Source organism: Paenibacillus sp. FSL W7-1332, from assembly GCF_037969785.1.
Classification (GTDB): domain Bacteria; phylum Bacillota; class Bacilli; order Paenibacillales; family Paenibacillaceae; genus Paenibacillus_AQ.
The window spans coordinates 1,455,207-1,474,569 of record NZ_CP150209.1; the positions used below are offsets into that span (position 1 = coordinate 1,455,207).

Consider the following 19,363-nt stretch of genomic DNA (forward strand, 5'->3'; position numbering starts at 1 on the left):
CTTTACTTGTTCTCCGCTTGCGGCGTGAGATGGATGGAAACGCCGCCGTACACCTTGAGACGTATCTTGATGGCATCCTTGGCGCAGCACGTTTCCGTATGGACCTCAATGGGAGGAAGAATGGAACGATATCGATATTCGTCCGCTTCCGCCTGTTCCTGATAGATCACGGCTTGGTACGCTTGGTTATCTTCTAGGAAATCCAGCGGGATATGGACTTCCCGTCCTCCGGCGGCGCAGATCGATGCGACAAACCATTCCACGCCAGAGCGTCTTGCTATCGTAACGAACCGGCCCGGATAACCTTCCAGCAGCCGAATCTCATCCCAGGCGGCTGGAACGGCGGCCAAAAGCGGTTTGCCGGGATGATCCGCGAAGACCGAGATCGCATCCGCATAATGCTGGATGCCGGATTCGAAGAGGATGGCCAGGGCCAGCTGCTGCCCTTGGGTCGTCGTGGTCCGCCTGCTGAACGTGACCGGCGTAAAATCCATGGACCCGATCACATTCCTCGTGAACGGCAGCGTACAGAGATGAGCCGCGTTAGGCCCTTCACTCTGCGCTCGGTAATATTCCGCACCGTAAACGCCTTCTCTTGTCATCACGTGAGGCCAAGTCCGATGCTCGCCGCTTGGTTTGGTCGATCCATGGAAATTGACCATCAGCCAATGCCTGCCAGCGGATTCGGCAATGGCATCATAGACCTGGAGCGTCTCCTGGTTGTCGCTGTCGAAGAAATCGACCTTGATGCCAACGGCGCCCCAGGATGCCCACAGGCGCAATTTCTCTTCACGGAGCTCCTTCGTATTCAGCCCTTTATAATGCGTCCACAGCCAGATGCCGACGCCACGCTGTTTCGCGTAAGCGATGAGCTGCGGCACGTCCAGCTTGCCTTCCCATCCGCCGTCCACGACGCTGTATTCCCATCCCATCTCGGCGGCAAAATCCACATGCTGTCGTTGAATATTCATATCGCCGCAGGAATCGGCTTCCGCGTACCAGGACCAGGCTGCTCGGCCCGGGGAGATCCAAGAGATATCTTGCAGCACGGACGGGGGGCATAGGTGAGTCGTTACCGAAGACGAGACCAGCTCCCCGAGCGATCCGATGATCATAACACGCCAGGGAGTCGAGAGTGGAAGCTGCGCAGCAATCGGCGTTTCCTGATCCGGGGCGTACGAGATGCGGAGCTTCCGGCCATCTTGCTCATCCGCTGCGAGATGACTGGCGCCATAACCGCCATCCACGGCAGCTTCTGTCAGCAGCAGCCATTGATCCTCTGCCGATTGGACCAGCAGCGGGAAACCAAAGTGTCCTCCCCGAAGATGCCCCGGCATGGCATGGTCATAGGTTCGTTCATAACACCGCATGAACGGCTGCGCCCAAACGTTGAGCATCCGGTCTTCCGGAAGATGGAATCCGGAGAGCTCGTTCTCGATGCGAATATCTCCTTCTCCGTGCAGCTCATACCGGTATGCAACGCCGTCTTGAAAAGCACGGAAACGAATCTTCACCTGATGATTCTCCACCGAAGTCAGCAGCAACATCTCGCTTGCTTCGTAAGACTGCGATTTTTGCTTGCCGGTCACAAGCTCGTAATGCTCCGTGATCGTGTTGTACTCAACCCCTTGAATGATGCCTTGCTGAAATTTGTATTTGTCGGTTATCAGTCCGAGCGGTGACTTCTCGAGAACCCGGAATTGCTTGTTCATAACCGTATAAAAGAGAGGGCTGTTATGTTCTTGTTCCAGTGTGATCTGCAGATTCCCGTCAGGCGAATGAAGCTGTGCGTGAAAGGGGGCTGACGGAGGCCGGGATAACTCATGATCCATAAACGAAACTCCTTCCTTGTCGCTGCAAGAATGTCGTATCCACTGCAGTTTCATTGTAACGGACACAGCGAAGCCTTAGCATACGGTTCCGTTCGCTCCGGGTTGTGTTTTCTTACGTTGTGTTACTCCATAAAAAAACACGGCCATTCCGCAAGTTACGGCATGGTCTGGCGGGCAGTCGCTGTTTTATCATGGAAGCATCATCAAAAGGTGTTTGATAGGAGGGAATCATGTAATCGCGGGTGGATCGTAATCACTACATATGACAAAGGATGGGTGATGATTGATGAGACAGGTACGCAAGCGTAACAGGCAGGCAAGAAGAGGAAGTTTCATACTGCTGCTGGGTATTCTTCTGTTTTCGTTCGGCAATCCGCCAATACAGGGGGAAACGGCTGTTCCGGATGCCATGGAGCGGGTCAACCTGGCTTTGAATAAGCAGGCGACGGCCAGTTCCGAGATCAGCGGGCGTGAAGCTGTGAAGGCCATTGACGGTAGTCGTGATACCTACTGGCAGCCGGCGAGCACAGACCGTGAGGACATGAGCGTACACATACAGGTGGACCTGGGAAGCGAGCAGTCCTTAAACCTGGTCGTCCTGGATTTGAACCGGGGAGATAATTTGGGAAGTATCGAGGTGGATTACTCCCGTGACGGTGAGTCCTGGACCAGAGCCTACACGAAGAACGGGGGTATTCGAGCGGACGGTCAGGAATCGATCACGTTTGATTCCGTAAGCGCTTCCCAAATTCGGTTATCGCTGCAGCTAAGCCGAAATCTTAATGTTCAGCTTAAGGAGTTGGAGCTTTATATGCAGGATGGAGATCAAGGAATCCCGTCCGATGTAACGGAGCTGGCCTTCGTGAAGCCGGATGGAACCCCTTATAACAACAATGATGAACTTACCTTGGACATAGGAGGTACATCTGTCGTGGAGGCGCGCGGCAAACAGGTGAACGGCGAGTGGATGACACTGCCTCAAGGCCAGGTACAATACCATGTAGTGGGAACCAGCGCTGCGGTTACTTCCGAAGGCTCGGTAACCGGTGTCAAGGTAGGCGCCACCCGGATGTATGCGGAAACCAGCATCAACGGCCAAGCGATGCGTACGCCGGATTTCTGGATTGTCGTGAAGGACGACCAGGAATTCCAGGATGCGAAATACATTGCTTTCAGTTCGTTCACGCATCCGTCATTGGTCCAAATGATTGGCGAGGCGGCGATCTTGGGGGAGGGCAAGGAGCTGCCAGTTGTAACGATCGCTCCGAACTTGGATGGAACCGTATCCGCCAGATGGTTCAAGGACGGTCAATCCAGAGGCTCGCTGGGCACGAAGGCGCTGCTGGCAGGGGTAACGCAATCGTTAACGCTTCCGGGTGGGATGAAGGTGCCGGGCACGTACGAGGTGCGGATGACTTTCCAAGCCGCTGACGGGGAAACGTACTATGACAGCTTGTTTTATACCGTCATGCCCAAGAAGGGAATTCCTGATGGCCAGAGCCGAATCGCCTATACCGGAAAAGACGGAAGGATGGTGTACGTTCCCGATTATAAGGGGAACCGGATCATCGATTTCTCAAACGTCGGTTATTTGGGTGGCGGTATGAAACTGCCCGACGTTCAGGCGAGAATTGCCGTACAGCCAACCGGCGGAGACGATACGGCGATGCTGCAGGCGGCGATTGATGAGGTGTCCCGGATGCCGCGTGACGCGGATGGTTTCCGGGGGGCGGTGCTGCTGAAGAAGGGCACATATTTGGTCGGCGGTTCCCTGAACATTCAGGCCAGCGGGGTCGTGCTCCGGGGTGAAGGCAAGAGCGAGGACGGCACCATCATCCGCGGCACGGGAACAACGGCGAGAAACTTGATTGTCGTGGGCGGAACGAATGGTGCGGCAATTGTTGACGGGACGGAGACGGACATCCAGGATCTGTACGTTCCGGCAGGATCGCGATCATTCCATGTGCAGAATGCCTCCGGTTATCAGGTTGGCGATTCTGTCATTGTACGAAGAATCGGCAATGATCGCTGGATTCATGAGATCGGCATGGACCATATTTACATGCGGCCAAGGACCGGGGGAACGCAGCAGTGGTCCCCGTTCAATCTGGATTTTGATCGCGTCATTACGGCCATTGACGGCAACCGGATTACGGTGGATGCTCCATTAGCGAATGCCATTGAACGTCAATGGGGCGGAGGCAAGCTGTTCAAGGCGACGGATGAGTCACGAATTGAACAGGTTGGGATTGAGAACATGCGAGCCATATCCGATTTTGATCCGAGCAAGACCGATACCAAGATGGATAACGATGTTCTGGATACCCCGTATTATTCCGATGAGGCGCATGCGGAACGATTCATTATGATGAACAGCGTGAAGAATGCCTGGGTGCGCGAGGTGGACGGCTACCATTTCTCCTACGCCTTGGTGCAGGTAGGACGGCAGGCCAAGTGGGTCACCGTGCAGGACAGCGAAATGTACGATATGGTCAGCGTGATTACCGGCGGTCGTCGTTACAGCTTTTTCATCCAGGGGCAACTAAATCTGGTGCAGCGCAATTATACGGAAACTTCACGTCATGCTTATGTTATTGAGAGCCGCGTACAAGGACCGAATGTCATGTACGACAATAAGGCCACTCGCGAATACAATACAAGCGAGCCGCATCATCGCTGGTCCACGGGCGGCCTGTACGACAACGTCAGTGCGCGTATCAGCGTCCGCGACCGCGGCTGGCTGGGCAGCGGACATGGCTGGGCGGGAGCGAATTACGTCATGTGGAATACCGAAGGCGGGCTGGTTGCCCAGAAGCCCCCAACGGCACAAAACTATGTCATCGGCCATATCCCGACCGAAGACGGTCTGAATGTGAAACCGCTCGTTCCGAATGATTATGATTCAAGACCGCGCGAGGACGGCTATTGGGAATACGCTGACCGGCATGTAGCGCTTCAGAGTTTATTCGTCCAGCAGTTGAAGGATCGCCTGGGGCAGCAAGCAGTGGATAATTTGGCACGTACGCCTGTGGGCGGCGGTTCGTTAGATATACCAGAGCAGCCATAATTATATGGAGCGAACAGGGGATTATCAGGGGAAACGCTGATCATCCCCTTCTTCGCGAAGAAGGGGACGTGTATGAAGGTGGAGAAGGTGGAGAGGGAGACAATTGGAAGAGATACGGAACGTTCTCTTGGGGGACATCATGCCGAGCCAGATCGTGCAAGACAGCACGGCAAGATTGAAGCGGCAGGTCATGAAACCGCATGGCGGCAGCCTGATACATCCGCAAATCGGCGCTTGCGGTTATGGTACGCTTCTCCGGCGGCCGAGTGGAACGAAGCATTGCCCTTGGGGAATGGACGCTTGGGCGGCATGGTTTTTGGCAAGACCTCGCTTGAGCGGGTGCAGCTTAACGAGGATTCCCTCTGGTATGGTGGTCCGGGAAGGGGAGCCAACCCTGACGCCACCGAATATTTGAGCGAGATCAGGCAGATGCTGCGGGATGGACGTCAGGCCGAGGCTGAGCATTTGGCCCGGATGGCGATGACTTCATCCCCGAAATACGAGCAGCCTTACCAGCCGCTGGGCGATCTGCTGCTCAAGTTCCTGGATGCCGAGGAAGCGGTGGAGCATTACGAGCGAGAGCTGGATTTGGAGCGGTCCATGGTGACCGTATCCTATTCTTCGGGCGGCACAGGCTATCGCAGGCAGTATTTTGTCACTGCGCCGGATGACGTGATGGTGATTCGCCTAACTGCCGATCGGCCGGGGGCGCTGACCTTTGCGGCAAACCTGATGCGTCGCCCTTATGACAGTGGAACGGATTCGTTAGGGCATGATACCTTGCTGATGAAAGGCGAATGCGGTACGGACGGCATTTCCTTTTGCACGGCACTACGGGCTGTCGCTGAGGGAGGAAGGGTCCGAGCCATCGGTGATTTTCTCTCGGTAGAAGGGGCGAATTCGGTTACGCTGCTGCTGTCAGCCCAGACAACCTTTCGGTGTCAGCAGCCGGACAAGGTATGTCTGGATCGGCTGGATCATGCAGCAGGCATGTCGTTCGAACAGCTGGAAAGCCGCCATCTGGAGGAATATCGGGAGAAGTTTGAACGGTTCTCGATTTTTCTCGGTTCCAGCAAGAAGGGTGTGAATAGAGCAGGGTTAACTGAAAGGGAAAATGGCATTCCGAATGGGACAGACCGTATTTCCGGGTCAGACCCAGTTGGAAATTCGGATTGTGCAGAGGATGATTGTTCATTCCTGCCCACCGATCAGCGGTTGAATTTGTTGAAGGAAAGAGTCAAGGCAGAAGGGGCTTCTGCAGAGAATAGCGATCTCGAATTGATCGCGTTGTATGTCCAATACGGGCGTTATTTGCTTATCTCCTGCTCAAGACCCGGATCTCTCGCGGCAAATTTGCAAGGGATATGGAATGACAGCTTCACCCCGCCCTGGGAATCGAAGTATACGATCAATGTGAACATTCAGATGAACTATTGGCCGGCAGAGCTGCTGGGTCTGGCGGAGTGTCACGAGCCGCTGTTCGACCTGATTCACCGCATGCTCCCGAATGGCCGGGACACGGCTCGCGAGATGTATGGCTGCCGGGGTTTCGCAGCGCATCATAACACAAATCTATGGGGAGAGACCCGGCCTGAAGGAATATTGATGACCTGTACCGTATGGCCGATGGGAGCCGCGTGGCTGTGCCTGCATCTATGGGAGCATTACCGGTTTGGCGGGGAAACGGATTTCCTGCGGGAGCGAGCGTATCCGGTCATGAAGGAAGCGGCGGTATTCCTGCTGGATTACATGACGGTGGATGAGGAAGGAAGACGGATAACCGGGCCTTCCGTATCGCCGGAGAACCGATTTGTGCTTCCGAACGGAGCCATCGGCAGCTTGTGCATGGGGCCCGCCATGGATGCGCAGATTGCGACGGCCTTGTTCCGGGCTTGTCTAGAGGCAGGCCATCTCGTTGGTGATGAAGCTGCCTTCCTTGAAGAGCTTCAAACCGCACTGCAAGAAATTCCGGCACCGCGGATTGGAAGGCATGGGGGGATCATGGAATGGCTGGATGATTACGAGGAGGCTGATCCCGGACATCGGCATATCTCGCAGCTGTTCGCCCTGTATCCGGGCGAGCAGATTGATCCTGAGAAGTCCCAGGAGCTTGCCGATGCGGCTTACAAGACCTTGGAACGGCGGCTTGCGCATGGCGGTGGTCACACGGGCTGGAGCCGGGCCTGGATTATCAATTATTACGCCAGGCTGCAGCGCGGCGCGGAAGCGCACGAGCATCTGGTGCATTTGCTGGCTTCCTCGACTTATCCGAATCTGCTGGACTGCCACCCGCCTTTTCAAATCGACGGTAATTTCGGCGGGATTGCGGGTGTCGCCGAAATGCTGCTGCAATCGCATACGGGAGAGTTACGGCTGCTCCCTGCGCTGCCCCACCAGTGGAACAGAGGTGAGGTGAAGGGGCTTCGTGCCCGCGGCGGCTTTGTTGTCGACATGCGCTGGGAGGAAGGCGAACTGACCGAGGTGAAGATTGGCGCCGACAAGGCGGGGGAATGCAGGATATGGTCCCGTTCACCGCTGGTCCTGATGGAGGAGATACAGCTTGAGGAAATTACGCTGACAAGTACCACGATATCCGGAGGAGCGTATTGCTACTCGTTCTCGATGCAGCAGGGTGCAAGCTGTAGCTGGGGAAAGTCTGTGAGGGAGACATATAAAGCGGTTGAAGAATAAATTTAATTTAAAAGAATAGAGAAATCTATCTGTGAGGGAACAATAGAATGTTATAATTTGGATTGTACATACACACCTTGAGTGGGCGCACTCCTCTTAAAGGAGGTGGTGCGATGAACGTTTCGTTCGGTGAAGTGATAACCTTCGGGATTTTCCTGCTGGCATTGCTGACTTACATCGATAAACGACGAAAGTAACCCACTCCTAAGGTTGGCGCCTAAGTGGGTTACTTTCTCATTCCTGACTTGATCTTGGAGGAGAAATCCTGCTCAAGATGTTTGTACAAAGGAGTAGCCATAGGCCGGCTGCTCCTTATTGCTATTCTTATCTTATCATACCCCTTTCTAGACCTCAATAACGGATCGATTGCACAAAATACTAGTGAAGAGTAAGGATACTTGCTGCGATTGAGTCCTCAAGACTACACTAGTATCATAATGAAACAGACAAACATCAAAGGAGGGACTGCCTTGTATCATGCAATTGGAAAGACGCAATTGGCGACATTTGCTGGCGGTTGTTTCTGGTGCATGGTGAAGCCGTTTGACGAGCTTCCTGGTATTCTATCCCTGGTTTCGGGTTACACGGGCGGCCATACGGAGAATCCAACCTATGAAGAAGTGGGAACGGAAACGACAGGTCATTACGAAGCTGTGCAAATCCGGTTTGAACCCGATGTGTTCCCGTATACAAGGCTCCTGGACATTTACTGGCGCTTGATTGATCCAACGGATGCGGAAGGCCAGTTCATGGACCGTGGGGCGTCGTACCGGTCAGCGATTTTCGTGCATGACGGGGCGCAGCGCGAGCAGGCGGAAGCCTCCAAGCGCAGCCTGCAGCTTAGCGGCCGGTTCAAGGGGAAGATTGTGACACCGATTCTGCCTGCGGGGCCCTTTTATCCTGCGGAGGATCTTCACCAGAATTACTATAATACCCACCGTTATGACTATAACCGGTATTATGAGGGCTCCGGCAGAGCTTCTTTTGTCGAGCGGCATTGGGATCGGAAACAGGACAAGGAAGAGCTGCAGAGGCGTCTTACCGCGCTCCAGTATGCAGTGACGCAAGAAGGCTTGGATGAGCCCGCTTATGATAATCCGTATTGGAATAACACAAGCCGGGGGATTTACGTGGATGTGGTGAACGGAGACCCTTTATTCAGCTCAACCGACCAATATGATGCCCGAACGGGATTGCCGGCTTTTATGAAACCCCTGCATGAGGGATATATCAGCAAAAAAGGAGATCTTCGCGGCGGCAAGGTACGCACCGCGCTCTATGGCAGATTGTCCGGCTCTTACCTCGGTCACCTATACCATGACGGACCTCCGCCTGGCGGCTTGCATTACCAGATAAACTCGGCGGCGCTGCGCTTTGTGTCGGAGGGGGAGATGGTTCGGGAAGGGTACGGTGAAAAGCCCGATCTCCAGATAGAGAGCTGCCGAGAAATTAATGCTTCGAGGATAAGAATGTAAGGTTACGTCAGTGACTCCATAGAACACAGTCCGTTTAAGAGCGTACATTCACTTCCTTTGGAGCAGTGGGAAGGAACATAGATTCTCCAGAAGGATGTCGCAAGGTTATGGCGTGATGACGCTGGGATCATCTAGGGATGAATTAGCCGTTCCTAAGAAGCTTTACGATTTCATTGTAAAACAGATTGGCGATCAGGCCTTGTCCATCTCCATTCGGATGCACCGTTCCTTCAGGTGTATTGATGTACGTATTGCCGGTTGTAGCCGCATATAGGTCAGCGCATGAAATCCCTTTGTTCAGGCAAGCTGTTTTTACCTCGTTTACCTTTACCATATTTTGTTCATTCGTATAGTAAGTGTTGTATTGGATAGTCGAACCTATGATATTGGCATCCGGCAACAGTTCACGTATTTTATCAAATCCCCGTTCCAAATCGGCGCGGGGATTTGTATTATTCATCCCCGCAAGCCATAGGATCAGATCCGGCTTACTCGGAGCGACGACCGCATCTAGGATTTGGGTGATAGTATGGATCGGTGCCCCGGACAGACCGTGAATGCTTACCGGAATGGAGAGCATCTGCTGAAGTCTTCGTCCATAGAGCGAGTCGGGCCGGGAGGCGACATTGGCGCCGAAGGTGATGGAGTCTCCGATGCAGACGATGTTTCTTATACGCTCCGTTTTCGGATGAACGAAATCGGGCAGAAGATAATCGATATCAACATAACAGGCTGTGGATGCGGCGTTTTTGATCCCCTTTTTCCGAATGGATATGGTGTGGTAGCCCTCCGTTAGACCGGTTATGGAATAGACGAGCACGCCGTGCTGTGCAGTGGCGCTGTAGAAGTCGATTTTCCCGTGGAACACGTCGCCGACATATACATCGGCTAGGCCGAAGCTGTTCCCCTTCGTGGCATATATGTCTATCCCTCTGATGTATCCGCTCCAGGAGGCCGACGCGTTGGCAGCAGGCGTTCCATCCGAATCATGCCTGCTGTGCAGACTGGCGTTGGCCGTATGCTGGACGGTCCAATTGCCCGTATAGGCAAGTGCCCCATCCTCTACCTTTAATTTAGTCATTGGCAGATCCTCCTTGTTCAAGTATGGATGGGCAAGACCATACGGTCCAACTGCCCGAAAAATTCGAGACCTTATAAGGTGGATAGAAGAGAACATAGCTTAGTCTTTATTTTAGGGTAGGGAGGCAAGGAGGGGATACGGGACGTTTTTGACTTTGTTGCCTGATATTAACGACTTTGAACGCCGGGCTTCGGATCGTAGAATCCTTCCAGAAATCATAGCTGCGTTCATGGCTCGGAGGATAGATGCGCATTAAACTTAAAGCATGAACCGGTTCAGCACACAGACATTTCAACAGGAGAGTTGTTATGGGTTGTACGGGAGGGGTGCAGAAGCTTCGAATAAGCGATAACGGACGAATTGTTGATCCGTGCGGACGGATTGCCGTTTTTTGGCTGGGTGTTACGACCTGGAATTTATTCCATAAATTTAGCGTTGATAATTTTAAAGGCTCGAATGATATGGCGGCCAAGGGACATAGATGCCGTTTTACTTTGTTTTCACCCAAATACGCGGCTTCTCCTTGACATAGACAGACGGCAGAATGCCGGTGATTTTTTTGAACACTTTATTGAAATAGGAGGGCTCACAAAAGCCGAGATAGTCCGAAATCTCGCTGACGTTCATCTGGGAGCCTGTCAGCAGGTCGCAGGCGGCTGAGATGCGGATCTGCTGGATGTATTCGGTTAATGTAACCCCCGTTGCTTGCCGGAACAGGCCGCTTATGTAATTGGGTGTCAATTCGACATGGGCGGCAAGATCCTGAACGGATATGGTCTCCCGGTAGTGCTCCAGAATGTACTGCTGCAGCTGCATGACAATGCCGTAGGACTTGGCCGGGATGGAGCGGTTGCCGACGTCCTCGTTAAGGATAGCCAGCATCTCCAGCATCATGCCGTGGCAGAGGGTCCGTGTATAGGGTGACTTGCGGAGCCAATGCTGGGTAAGCAGGGAAAAGCGGTGCCTCATATAGTCCGCATTGACCAACTTGGCCTTGATGCTCTGCGGTTCCGACAGCAGGGGCAGGCCTTCGCCGTTTCCTTTATATCGGAAATGGGCGGCATACATGTCATGTGGGTGTCCGCTTTGGTTGACGGCCGACCGGTGTGCGCCTTCGGGAATAAACAGCATATCGCCTTTTTCCAACGATAACTTGGCTCCACTTACGTTGTAAACGATTTCACCGGAAGTCAGGAGCAGCAAAATATAATGGTCTGCCGGAGCGGGCGGAACATGCCACCCCGGCTCGCAGTGCTCGAAATAAATGGCAACGGGTTCAATCATGGGACCAGCTCCTTTTCCTGGGATAAGTGATTAAGGGTCATTATATGCGAAACGCGTATTTTTTCCAACGGGTTGTTTTATACATGTTTTGCCTGACTTGAAGTTTTAAATCGGCAAGTCTAAATCAAATGAATCAGGTGGTGTTCGATATGAGTGGATTCATCCATCGTGCCAAGGCCCGAGTGGGTGTAATAACGGTGGGGCATGAGCCTTACTGGGGGCAATTCTCCGGACTTAAGGAAGAGCTGCAAGGGAACGGAAAAAAATTTGAGAATATGCTTCGGAATCTGGATGTTGAGGTGGTATCGGCAGGTTTTGTGGATAATGTGGATCAATCCTTTGCAGCGGCGGCTCGCTTAAAAGCTGCTGACGTGGACTTTTTGTTTTGCAATTTAAGCACTTATGTGACCTCATCGTCGGCCGTAACTGCGATTCTTAACCTTTCGGTGCCTACCGTATTGGTAGCTTTGCAGCCGTTAAAAAAGCTGGACTATCGCCATACAACGACTTATATGCAGCTGGCCAACGACAATATATGCTCCCTTCCCGAAATCAGCGGCGTTCTTGTGCGGGCCGGTAAGCCGGCTGCCGGCATGATTGTCGGCACGCTCGACAATGATGAAAGAGCAGCGCGGGAACTTGCGGCGTGGTGCCAGGTTGCGAATGCCCGCAGAGCCTTCAAATATGCCCGGATCGGATATCTGGGCCACACGTACGAGGGCATGTATGACATGAACTCTGACCCTACCGCTTTTACGGCCGCTTTCGGTTCGCATATTCAAATGCTGGAGATGTGCGATCTCGCCAAATTGGTCAATGGGGTAACTTCGACCGAAATGGCCGACAAGCTGGATGAAATCCACAGCGTGTTTACCATGGCCGATCCGTTTATCGATCCGATTACGAGGCCGATCCGTCAAGAGGATCTCGATTGGTCCGCCAAGGTAGCGGTCGGGCTCGATAAGCTGGTAGCCGAATACGGGCTGACCGGATTGGCCTATTATTATCGTGGATTGGACAACAACGAATATGAGCGGATCGGCTCGAATATGGTGCTCGGCAATTCGCTGCTTACCGCCAAGGGCATTCCTCTGGCAGGGGAGGCGGATTTGAAAACGTGCGCGGCCATGCTGATCATGGACCGACTCGGCGGCGGCGGGTCCTTTGCCGAGCTGCATCCGTGCGACTTCGAGGACGATATCGTGCTGGTCGGACACGATGGACCGCACAATATTCGGATCAGCGACGGAAAGCCGGTTATCCGCGGATTGGATGTGTTCCACGGCAAGAGCGGATCGGGCATCGGGGTGGAGTTCAGCATAAAGACCGGCCCCGTGACACTGCTGGGCATTTCACAGACGGAGGACGGGCGATTCAAAATGATTGCGGCCCAGGGCGAATCCGTACAGGGGGAGATTCCCCAAACCGGCAATACCAACACGCGCTGCAGCTTCGGATGCCGTGTTGCCGAGTTCGTGGAGAATTGGTGTGCGGCAGGACCGACCCACCATTTTGCCCTCGGGGTCGGCCACCTGAATGCCAAGATTAGGAATGTGGCCAATGTGCTGGGCATTGAGCTTGAAGTGGTACAGGGGGGCATATAAAGGATGAGTCAATCCAGAGAACGTCAACGAAGGCTGAACCGGGTCACACTCGAAATGAGTCTCAAGCCGTTTACGAACTTGGAACAGACGGCGATTGACGTGATATGCGCCGAGGCCATCCGTCAATGGCTCCCGCTGATCGGCATGGCCGACAAGGCTTCGATGCTGTTGTGGGTAGCCGATGGCAGCGAAATTTTAACCTGGGACGGGAACGAGGAGACGGAATTCGAATGGGCCAAGTATATCGGTTTCGCCAATGAGCACTGTTTTAGCCACATTCAGGGAGAGGACGACCCAAGAATCGCTCGCCCCTACAGGGATAACCCTGTCCGTATGACTTACGGCGATCTCGGAAGGATTGTGAGCAGCTTCAAACGAGTGGCTGCCGAGCAATTTGGGGTGAGCATGGAGGTGGGGGCTACGTTTGATGCTGGTCCAGAATTTGCTTATTCCGATTTTAAATATCGGGATCATCCGGAGATTAATAGGGCAGAGCTTGGAGGACAGTATATATCGCTCAAAGCCGATTATACGGTCGTTTGTACTTGGTCCAAACTTCACGCAGACGGTGCCGGGTATGCGGCTTATCTGAACGGGATTCCGGAAGGTACTCCTTTCGGCGAATTTCTCGGGCGTCAATGCGCGAGCTTTCTGCCTGCCATGGGTTTTGATTATATTTGGTTTTCCAACGGTTTTGCGGTTTCCTATTTTCCCTGGACGTATTTGGGTGCCAATTATAACGGCTCGCAAATGCCTTTGACCGATTACAACGAGCTGTCCACTAAGGTGATGTCCTTCTGGGACGATTTCAAACGCGAGTGCCCGAATTATCGTACCGAAATCCGGGGCACGAACTTCGGGACGGGGATGGATCTGGCAAAAGATTACATCCCGATGCTTTCCTTGTATGAAAAAGGATACATTGAGCTCCCTCCGCCCAATTCTCCGTGGGGAGCCCTCAATTATGACTTTGGACTGGAAATGACGGGGTACCTGTCCAGAATCGCCGAAATCCCCGGCGTTACCTATCCTTTCCGTTTCTATCCGAATGATCCATGGTTCTGGCAAAATCCGTGGCGGGATTTATATGACCGCGAACCACACGACATCTACTGTCCGCTGGCCGCAGCCAGGGTGAACCATGCGGGGGAGCTTGAGGGACCCGGGATTGTGGAGATTCTGACGATTGATACCGAGAAGGGTGAGCTGAACGAAGAGGATGCGCAGGAAATCATCCCGCATCTGCGAAGAGCAATAACGCAGGCGCCGGACCAGCCGGGCCTCTTGACCTGGGTTTATCCATTCCGTGAGCTGCATGATAGGATAGCGGCATCGAGCAGTCATTCCGGGAGCATCTTCTTTCATGACTGGTTCATCCGCAACGCCATCAATCAGGGATTGCCGCTGAATACGGTGATCGGAACAGACAGCTTGTTTAGGATGAACCAAGACGCGGCTGGGAAGCTGAAGGATACGATCCTTCTCGTGTCGGCTTCTTGGCTGACCGGCGCGAATGCTGATTACTTTACGAATTATGTCCGCTCGGGCGGCCGGCTACTGCTTTACGGTGCTGTTAACGACTCCACGTTGCTGGACCTCCTAAATTTAAAGTTAGGCGAGGCCCTGGAAGGCGATTTTGAAGTGGGCGGCTTTGATTTTCTGGAAGATGGACTGTCCGTTTCCCAACCGTTGTTCCGGTCACGGAGGCTTCGCCATCAGGCTCGTATTGGCGATGGGGGATTCCGGGAACAACTCAACAATGCGAACGATGCATTCACGACCTCGGCGGTGAATCTTCATCAAGATGGCGAGGTGCGGGTGTATGCGATAAGCAGACAGCATCCGACCTGGGGTGGCGGCCGTGTCGGCTGGGTGAGAGGTTCCCTGCCGTTTGAAGATTCGGGTATTACCCATCTGCCCGTAAGACAGGATGCTTCGCTGCTTGACGGTTCCGTTGTCCTGCGATACATGCTTCAGCACTTCGGATACACGATTGTGCAGGATAAGTACGAGGAATCATCCACGCCTGCGCTCATGTTCGTAAAGCGGCATGATAATGCCTTTATATACACCGGTTGCAAGAAGGATTCCTCGGTGACCTTCCGCCTCCGGATGCCTGAGGGCATTCCGGTCATCATCGGCCAAGCGACCATGGGAGGCGTTGCGGAAGCTGCTTATGCACTGGACCGGACCTTCCATGACGAATGTCGGGTATTTGTCGACCAGAAGGAGCCTGGACAAATATGGTGCCGCGAGAACAGCCCAGTGTCCACCAGAAAGGTGAATCCGGTCCGGACGATTACCGTCGGCGGCCTCAAGGAGGCCGCTGTGACCGTATACCCGCCTTTATGGGCGATTGAAGGAGAACGTTTGGATATAAGGTGCAGCTATGCCGCGCATGAGGAAGTCCCCTGGACACGGCAGGGGAACAAGGTTTTGCTGGAAGAGATCAGCGGTACGATCAACATTTCCTGGTAGGAGAGGAGCGTGTCACGATCATGATATACCGGATACAAGCTGAAGCGGACATTTCGAATGGGCATTGGTGATGAAATTGCTCAATACCGAACCGAAAAGGGAAGAGAGGAGACGATCAAGCCGTTTGTTTATAGAAATGGAACAGCTTCGATCGAGGCTTAACAAATTCGATTTGCTCGAGAATTATTTGGATAACGGAGAGAAGGGAGAATTTGTAGCATTCTTTCGTGAGCTGTTCACTGTAGAGGTTCCTCTCTTCTCTGAAGAGGAAGGCAGGTGGTGCGAGCTTGAGTTGTTTTCCCGTCTGTCCGCGTTCTTCCTGTCATACATAAATAGGCGAAGATTGTTGAAAGAGCTTGATTCCTCTACGATTCAGGCCGAGAAAATGCTAAGCCCCGATGAACATGCCGGATGGAATGAAATGATCGATTATTTTTGCGAGCTGGGGGCCGTACTGGCCGATTACAATGGGCAGCAGCAGATTGAGAGAACCCATGAGATGATTGCTAAGGTTCATGATTACATTCATCAGTTTTTGCATGAAGAGCTGTCCCTTACCAAGCTGGCTGAGCTTGTTTATTTGAGTCCGCCTTACTTCTCCAGGCTATATAAGCAGATGACCGGACAGGGGCTGCTGAGTTATATCAACAAAACCCGGATTAACAAGGCTAAGCTGCTTCTGAAGACGACAGACCGGAAGATTCATGAGATCGCCTCAGAAATAGGTCTGGAATCTGCCCCTTATTTTACAAGACTATTTAGGAAAAGAACCGGTTTCACCCCGCAGGAGTATCGTGACAGCAGTAAATCGTGGTGAGAATGAGCTTCACTGGGGTGGGGCACGCTTCGAGGGGGCTGCAAAATAATAGGTCATGAATAAACCGACACCGCAAATTCCGGGTGTCGGTTCTTTTAGCTGGTGAGGCTTGCCGTTACATGCTGTCAGAAGAGCGTTCTTCCAAGAGACTGTCGTACATAAGAATCAAGCATCTTGTTTGGACAATCGTTCATACAGAAAATCAACCACATGCTTTACTTCTATCGGTTCGCCGCGGCCATGCTGTTCCACCCCAAGCTTCATCTGCAGAAGACAACCGGGATTGCTGGTTAGAATATACCTGGCACCGGTCACATTGACGTTATCCATCTTGTGCTCCAGGATCTGGCCCGCCATCTCGGGCTGCGTCACATTGTAAATGCCTGCGGAGCCGCAGCAGCGGTCCGCTTCCTTCATTTCCTGAAAGGTGACATTAGCTACTTGGTTTATGAGCTGCCTAGGCGCCGATCCGCTGCGCATGACATTGCGCAAATGGCACGAATCCTGATACGTGACGATCACCGGTTCGGCTGTTGTCGCTGCAGATTCGGCAAATGCAGGGATCCGCCCCTGCTCCACGAGCAGCCTGCTGATATCCACGACCCTGCTCGCGAACCAGGCGGCTTGTTCATTCCAATCCTCATCCCCGTGGAGCAGATGGTCATACTCCACGAGCAGGGCCCCGCAGCCGCCAGCATTGGATACGATATAGTCCACGTTCAATTCCTTGAACACCTTGACGTTGATCCTTGCCAGATTTCTTGCGAGCTCAAGTTCCCCGCTGTGGGCATGCAAAGCCCCGCAGCAAGTTTGTTCCGGGGGAATCACAACTTCAAACCCGGCTTCCGAGAGCAGTTTGACCGTGTTGACATTGGTGCCGGCAAACATCACGTCCATAATGCAGCCCCTGAACAAAGCCACGCGCGCAATTGGAGCACCTTTGGCTGGATGGACGGTTCCGAGCTGCTCGATGACTCCCTGTGCGGTGGCATCCGGCAGAATCCGCTCCATATCGCGCAGTGGCTTGGGAAAGAGCCGCATAATTCCGGTTCCTCTTGCCACGCGTCGCAAACCGGATGTTTGGTAAAAGTTTAGCGTTCTGCCCAACGATTTCAATCGGTTGCGGTGAGGGAATACCCCCTTGAAAAAGAGCTTGCGGATCCCCCTAACGGGTGGCGAATGCACAGAGTGATCCTCGATTGCATCCCTGGCCTGTTCGATCAGTTGGCCGTATTTGACGTCGGCCGGACATACCGGCTCGCAGGCTCGGCATCCCAGGCAATGGTTCATCTGATCGCGAAACATGTCATCGGGTTCCATTAGTCCGTCAGCAACGGCTTTCATCAATGCGATGCGCCCCCGGGGAGATTCCGGCTCGACCCCGGTTTCCCTGAACGTGGGGCAGGCCGGGAGGCAAAACCCGCAGCGCATGCAGTTGGTTAATTGATCGTAATCAAGTTTCTCCAGCAAGGTCCGAGCCAAGGGATTCGCGTGGTTAATCTGGGGTTTCTTGCTTATGTTGGTTTGTTTATCCACGGCCTATAACCACCCTTCTCCTTGTTTCTTTGGCAAAAACCTTGCCCGGATTTAACAAATTGTCGGGATCGAACACCTTCTTAATCCCCTTCATGAGCTCCATGCCGGAGGCGCCGATCTTCCATTCAAGGAACGGAGCCTTCACCATGCCTACCCCGTGCTCGCCGGTAATCGTTCCGCCAAGCTCAAGGGCGGCGGCGAAAATTTCCTCGAAGGCCTGCTCTACCCTGTGTATTTCCTCGGTATCTCTGGCATCGGTCGTCGCCGTAGGATGCAGATTGCCGTCGCCGGCATGGCCGAAGGTAGCAATCGTGACGTTGTATTTGATTGAAATTTCATTGATCCGGCGTACCATGTCGGCGATCTTGGACCGGGGAACGGTCGCATCCTCAAGAATGGTGGTTGGGCGAAGACGTGCCAGCGCCGTAAAGGCGCTTCTTCTCGCCGTCAGCAGCCGCTCTGCTTCCTCCCGGGTGGCAGCCACCTGAATTGTGTCCGCCTGCTCGCGTGTACATATCTGACGAATCTGTTCAATATCTCTGGTCACGGTTTCAGGATCACCGTCCTGCTCAATCAGCAGAATGGCTTCCATATCCAAAGGAAGGCCCAGCTTGGCAAAATCATCAACGACACGTATGGTCGGGTTATCCATGAATTCCAGCGTCGCCGGAATGATTTTGGATTCGATAATGGCGGATACGGTGCGTGCCGCCCCGTACAGATCGCGGAACATGGCGAGCATCGTCATTTTGCTCTTCGGTGGAGGGATCAGCTTCAAGGTTGCCTCCGTTATGATCGCAAGCGTGCCCTCAGAACCGACCAGCAGCTTGGTCAAATCATATCCCGCCACATCCTTCATCAGTTTTCCGCCGGTACGGATGATTTCGCCGCTGGCGAGGACGGCTTCCAAACCGATCACGTAGTCCTTCGTCGTGCCGTATTTCAAACCACGAAGCCCGCCGGAGCATTCGGCGATATTTCCACCGATCGTCGAGATTCGCATGCTGCTCGGATCGGGAGGATAGAACAGGCCTAAGGACTCGATATGATGGATAAAATCCGCGGTAATCATGCCGGGCTGAACCGTAGCCGTTAGATTTTCTAAATCCAGCTCAAGCAAGCGATTCATCCTATGCATCACCATAACCACCCCACCTTGGACCGGAACGGTTCCGCCGCATAGATTGGAGCCGGAGCCTCTGGAAACGAGAGGTATTTTATAGAATGACAACGCCTTCATTATGGCGGAAACTTGTTCCGTGCTTTCAGGATAGACTACCCCGTCCGGCAGCGCCTGCAGCATCGGGGTCCCGTCATAGGAGTGGGTAATCAATGCTTCTTTATCGTCCCGAAAGTGGGCATCACCAACGATGGCACGAAGCTGTGCGGTGAGAGCCGGATCTAACATATCGAAATTCCCTCCTCTATTGATCAGGTCATCTGATGACTTTTGTTTTATTATATGACATGATTATAGTAATGAATAGTTAAAAATTTA

At 53.3% G+C, this 19,363-nt stretch carries 11 protein-coding genes; 6 read left to right on the forward strand and 5 right to left on the reverse strand.

The window, feature by feature from the left end; all coding sequences use genetic code 11:
• Positions 1 to 2: 2 nt before the first annotated feature.
• Positions 3 to 1,832 carry a glycoside hydrolase family 97 catalytic domain-containing protein gene (locus MKX98_RS06265; protein WP_339222112.1) on the reverse strand — a complete coding sequence of 610 codons (1,830 nt, stop codon included), beginning with the start codon at positions 1,830 to 1,832 and terminating at the stop codon, positions 3 to 5.
• 286 nt (positions 1,833 to 2,118) lie between these two features.
• Between MKX98_RS06265 and MKX98_RS06270 the strand changes: the two genes are divergently transcribed.
• The 3 genes from MKX98_RS06270 (at position 2,119) to msrA (ending at position 9,065) form a co-directional block, all read left to right on the forward strand.
• The gene (locus MKX98_RS06270; protein ID WP_339224335.1) at positions 2,119 to 4,899 is read left to right on the forward strand and encodes a discoidin domain-containing protein; all 2,781 of its coding nucleotides are present in this window, start codon (positions 2,119 to 2,121) and stop codon (positions 4,897 to 4,899) included.
• 72 nt (positions 4,900 to 4,971) lie between these two features.
• A complete protein-coding gene (locus MKX98_RS06275; protein WP_339222114.1) occupies positions 4,972 to 7,590 on the forward strand; it encodes a glycoside hydrolase family 95 protein in 2,619 nt (872 codons plus the stop codon).
• Positions 7,591 to 8,060: 470 nt separating this feature from the next.
• Positions 8,061 to 9,065, forward strand: coding sequence for a peptide-methionine (S)-S-oxide reductase MsrA (gene msrA / locus MKX98_RS06280; RefSeq protein ID WP_339222116.1), 1,005 nt, complete (start codon positions 8,061 to 8,063; stop codon positions 9,063 to 9,065).
• Between the two features lie 142 nt (positions 9,066 to 9,207).
• Here the strand turns inward: msrA and MKX98_RS06285 are convergent, their stop codons facing one another.
• Together MKX98_RS06285 and MKX98_RS06290 are read right to left on the reverse strand one after the other, a co-directional pair.
• On the reverse strand, positions 9,208 to 10,146 hold the full coding sequence (locus MKX98_RS06285) for an SGNH/GDSL hydrolase family protein (protein WP_339222118.1): 939 nt from the start codon (positions 10,144 to 10,146) through the stop codon (positions 9,208 to 9,210).
• Positions 10,147 to 10,635: 489 nt separating this feature from the next.
• Positions 10,636 to 11,430, reverse strand: a complete 795-nt coding sequence (locus MKX98_RS06290) for an AraC family transcriptional regulator (protein ID WP_339222120.1) — start codon at positions 11,428 to 11,430, stop codon at positions 10,636 to 10,638.
• A 149-nt stretch (positions 11,431 to 11,579) separates the two neighbouring features.
• On the opposite strand from MKX98_RS06290, the gene MKX98_RS06295 reads away from it, so the two are divergent.
• The 3 genes from MKX98_RS06295 to MKX98_RS06305 all read left to right on the forward strand — a co-directional run bounded on the left by MKX98_RS06295 (position 11,580) and on the right by MKX98_RS06305 (position 16,329).
• Positions 11,580 to 13,034 (forward strand): L-fucose/L-arabinose isomerase family protein, encoded by a 1,455-nt coding sequence (locus tag MKX98_RS06295; RefSeq protein WP_194541187.1) that lies wholly within the window; start codon positions 11,580 to 11,582, stop codon positions 13,032 to 13,034.
• Between the two features lie 3 nt (positions 13,035 to 13,037).
• The gene (locus MKX98_RS06300; RefSeq protein WP_339222122.1) at positions 13,038 to 15,512 is read left to right on the forward strand and encodes a hypothetical protein; all 2,475 of its coding nucleotides are present in this window, start codon (positions 13,038 to 13,040) and stop codon (positions 15,510 to 15,512) included.
• 136 nt (positions 15,513 to 15,648) lie between these two features.
• The gene (locus MKX98_RS06305) at positions 15,649 to 16,329 is read left to right on the forward strand and encodes an AraC family transcriptional regulator (protein ID WP_339222124.1); all 681 of its coding nucleotides are present in this window, start codon (positions 15,649 to 15,651) and stop codon (positions 16,327 to 16,329) included.
• 165 nt (positions 16,330 to 16,494) lie between these two features.
• Here MKX98_RS06305 and MKX98_RS06310 read toward each other — a convergent pair whose 3' ends face one another.
• On the reverse strand, positions 16,495 to 17,760 hold the full coding sequence (locus MKX98_RS06310; RefSeq protein ID WP_339224337.1) for a (Fe-S)-binding protein: 1,266 nt from the start codon (positions 17,758 to 17,760) through the stop codon (positions 16,495 to 16,497).
• 97 nt (positions 17,761 to 17,857) lie between these two features.
• Entirely contained in the window at positions 17,858 to 19,273 is a 1,416-nt protein-coding gene (locus MKX98_RS06315; RefSeq protein ID WP_339222126.1) for an FAD-linked oxidase C-terminal domain-containing protein, read from the reverse strand.
• Positions 19,274 to 19,363: the final 90 nt, after the last annotated feature.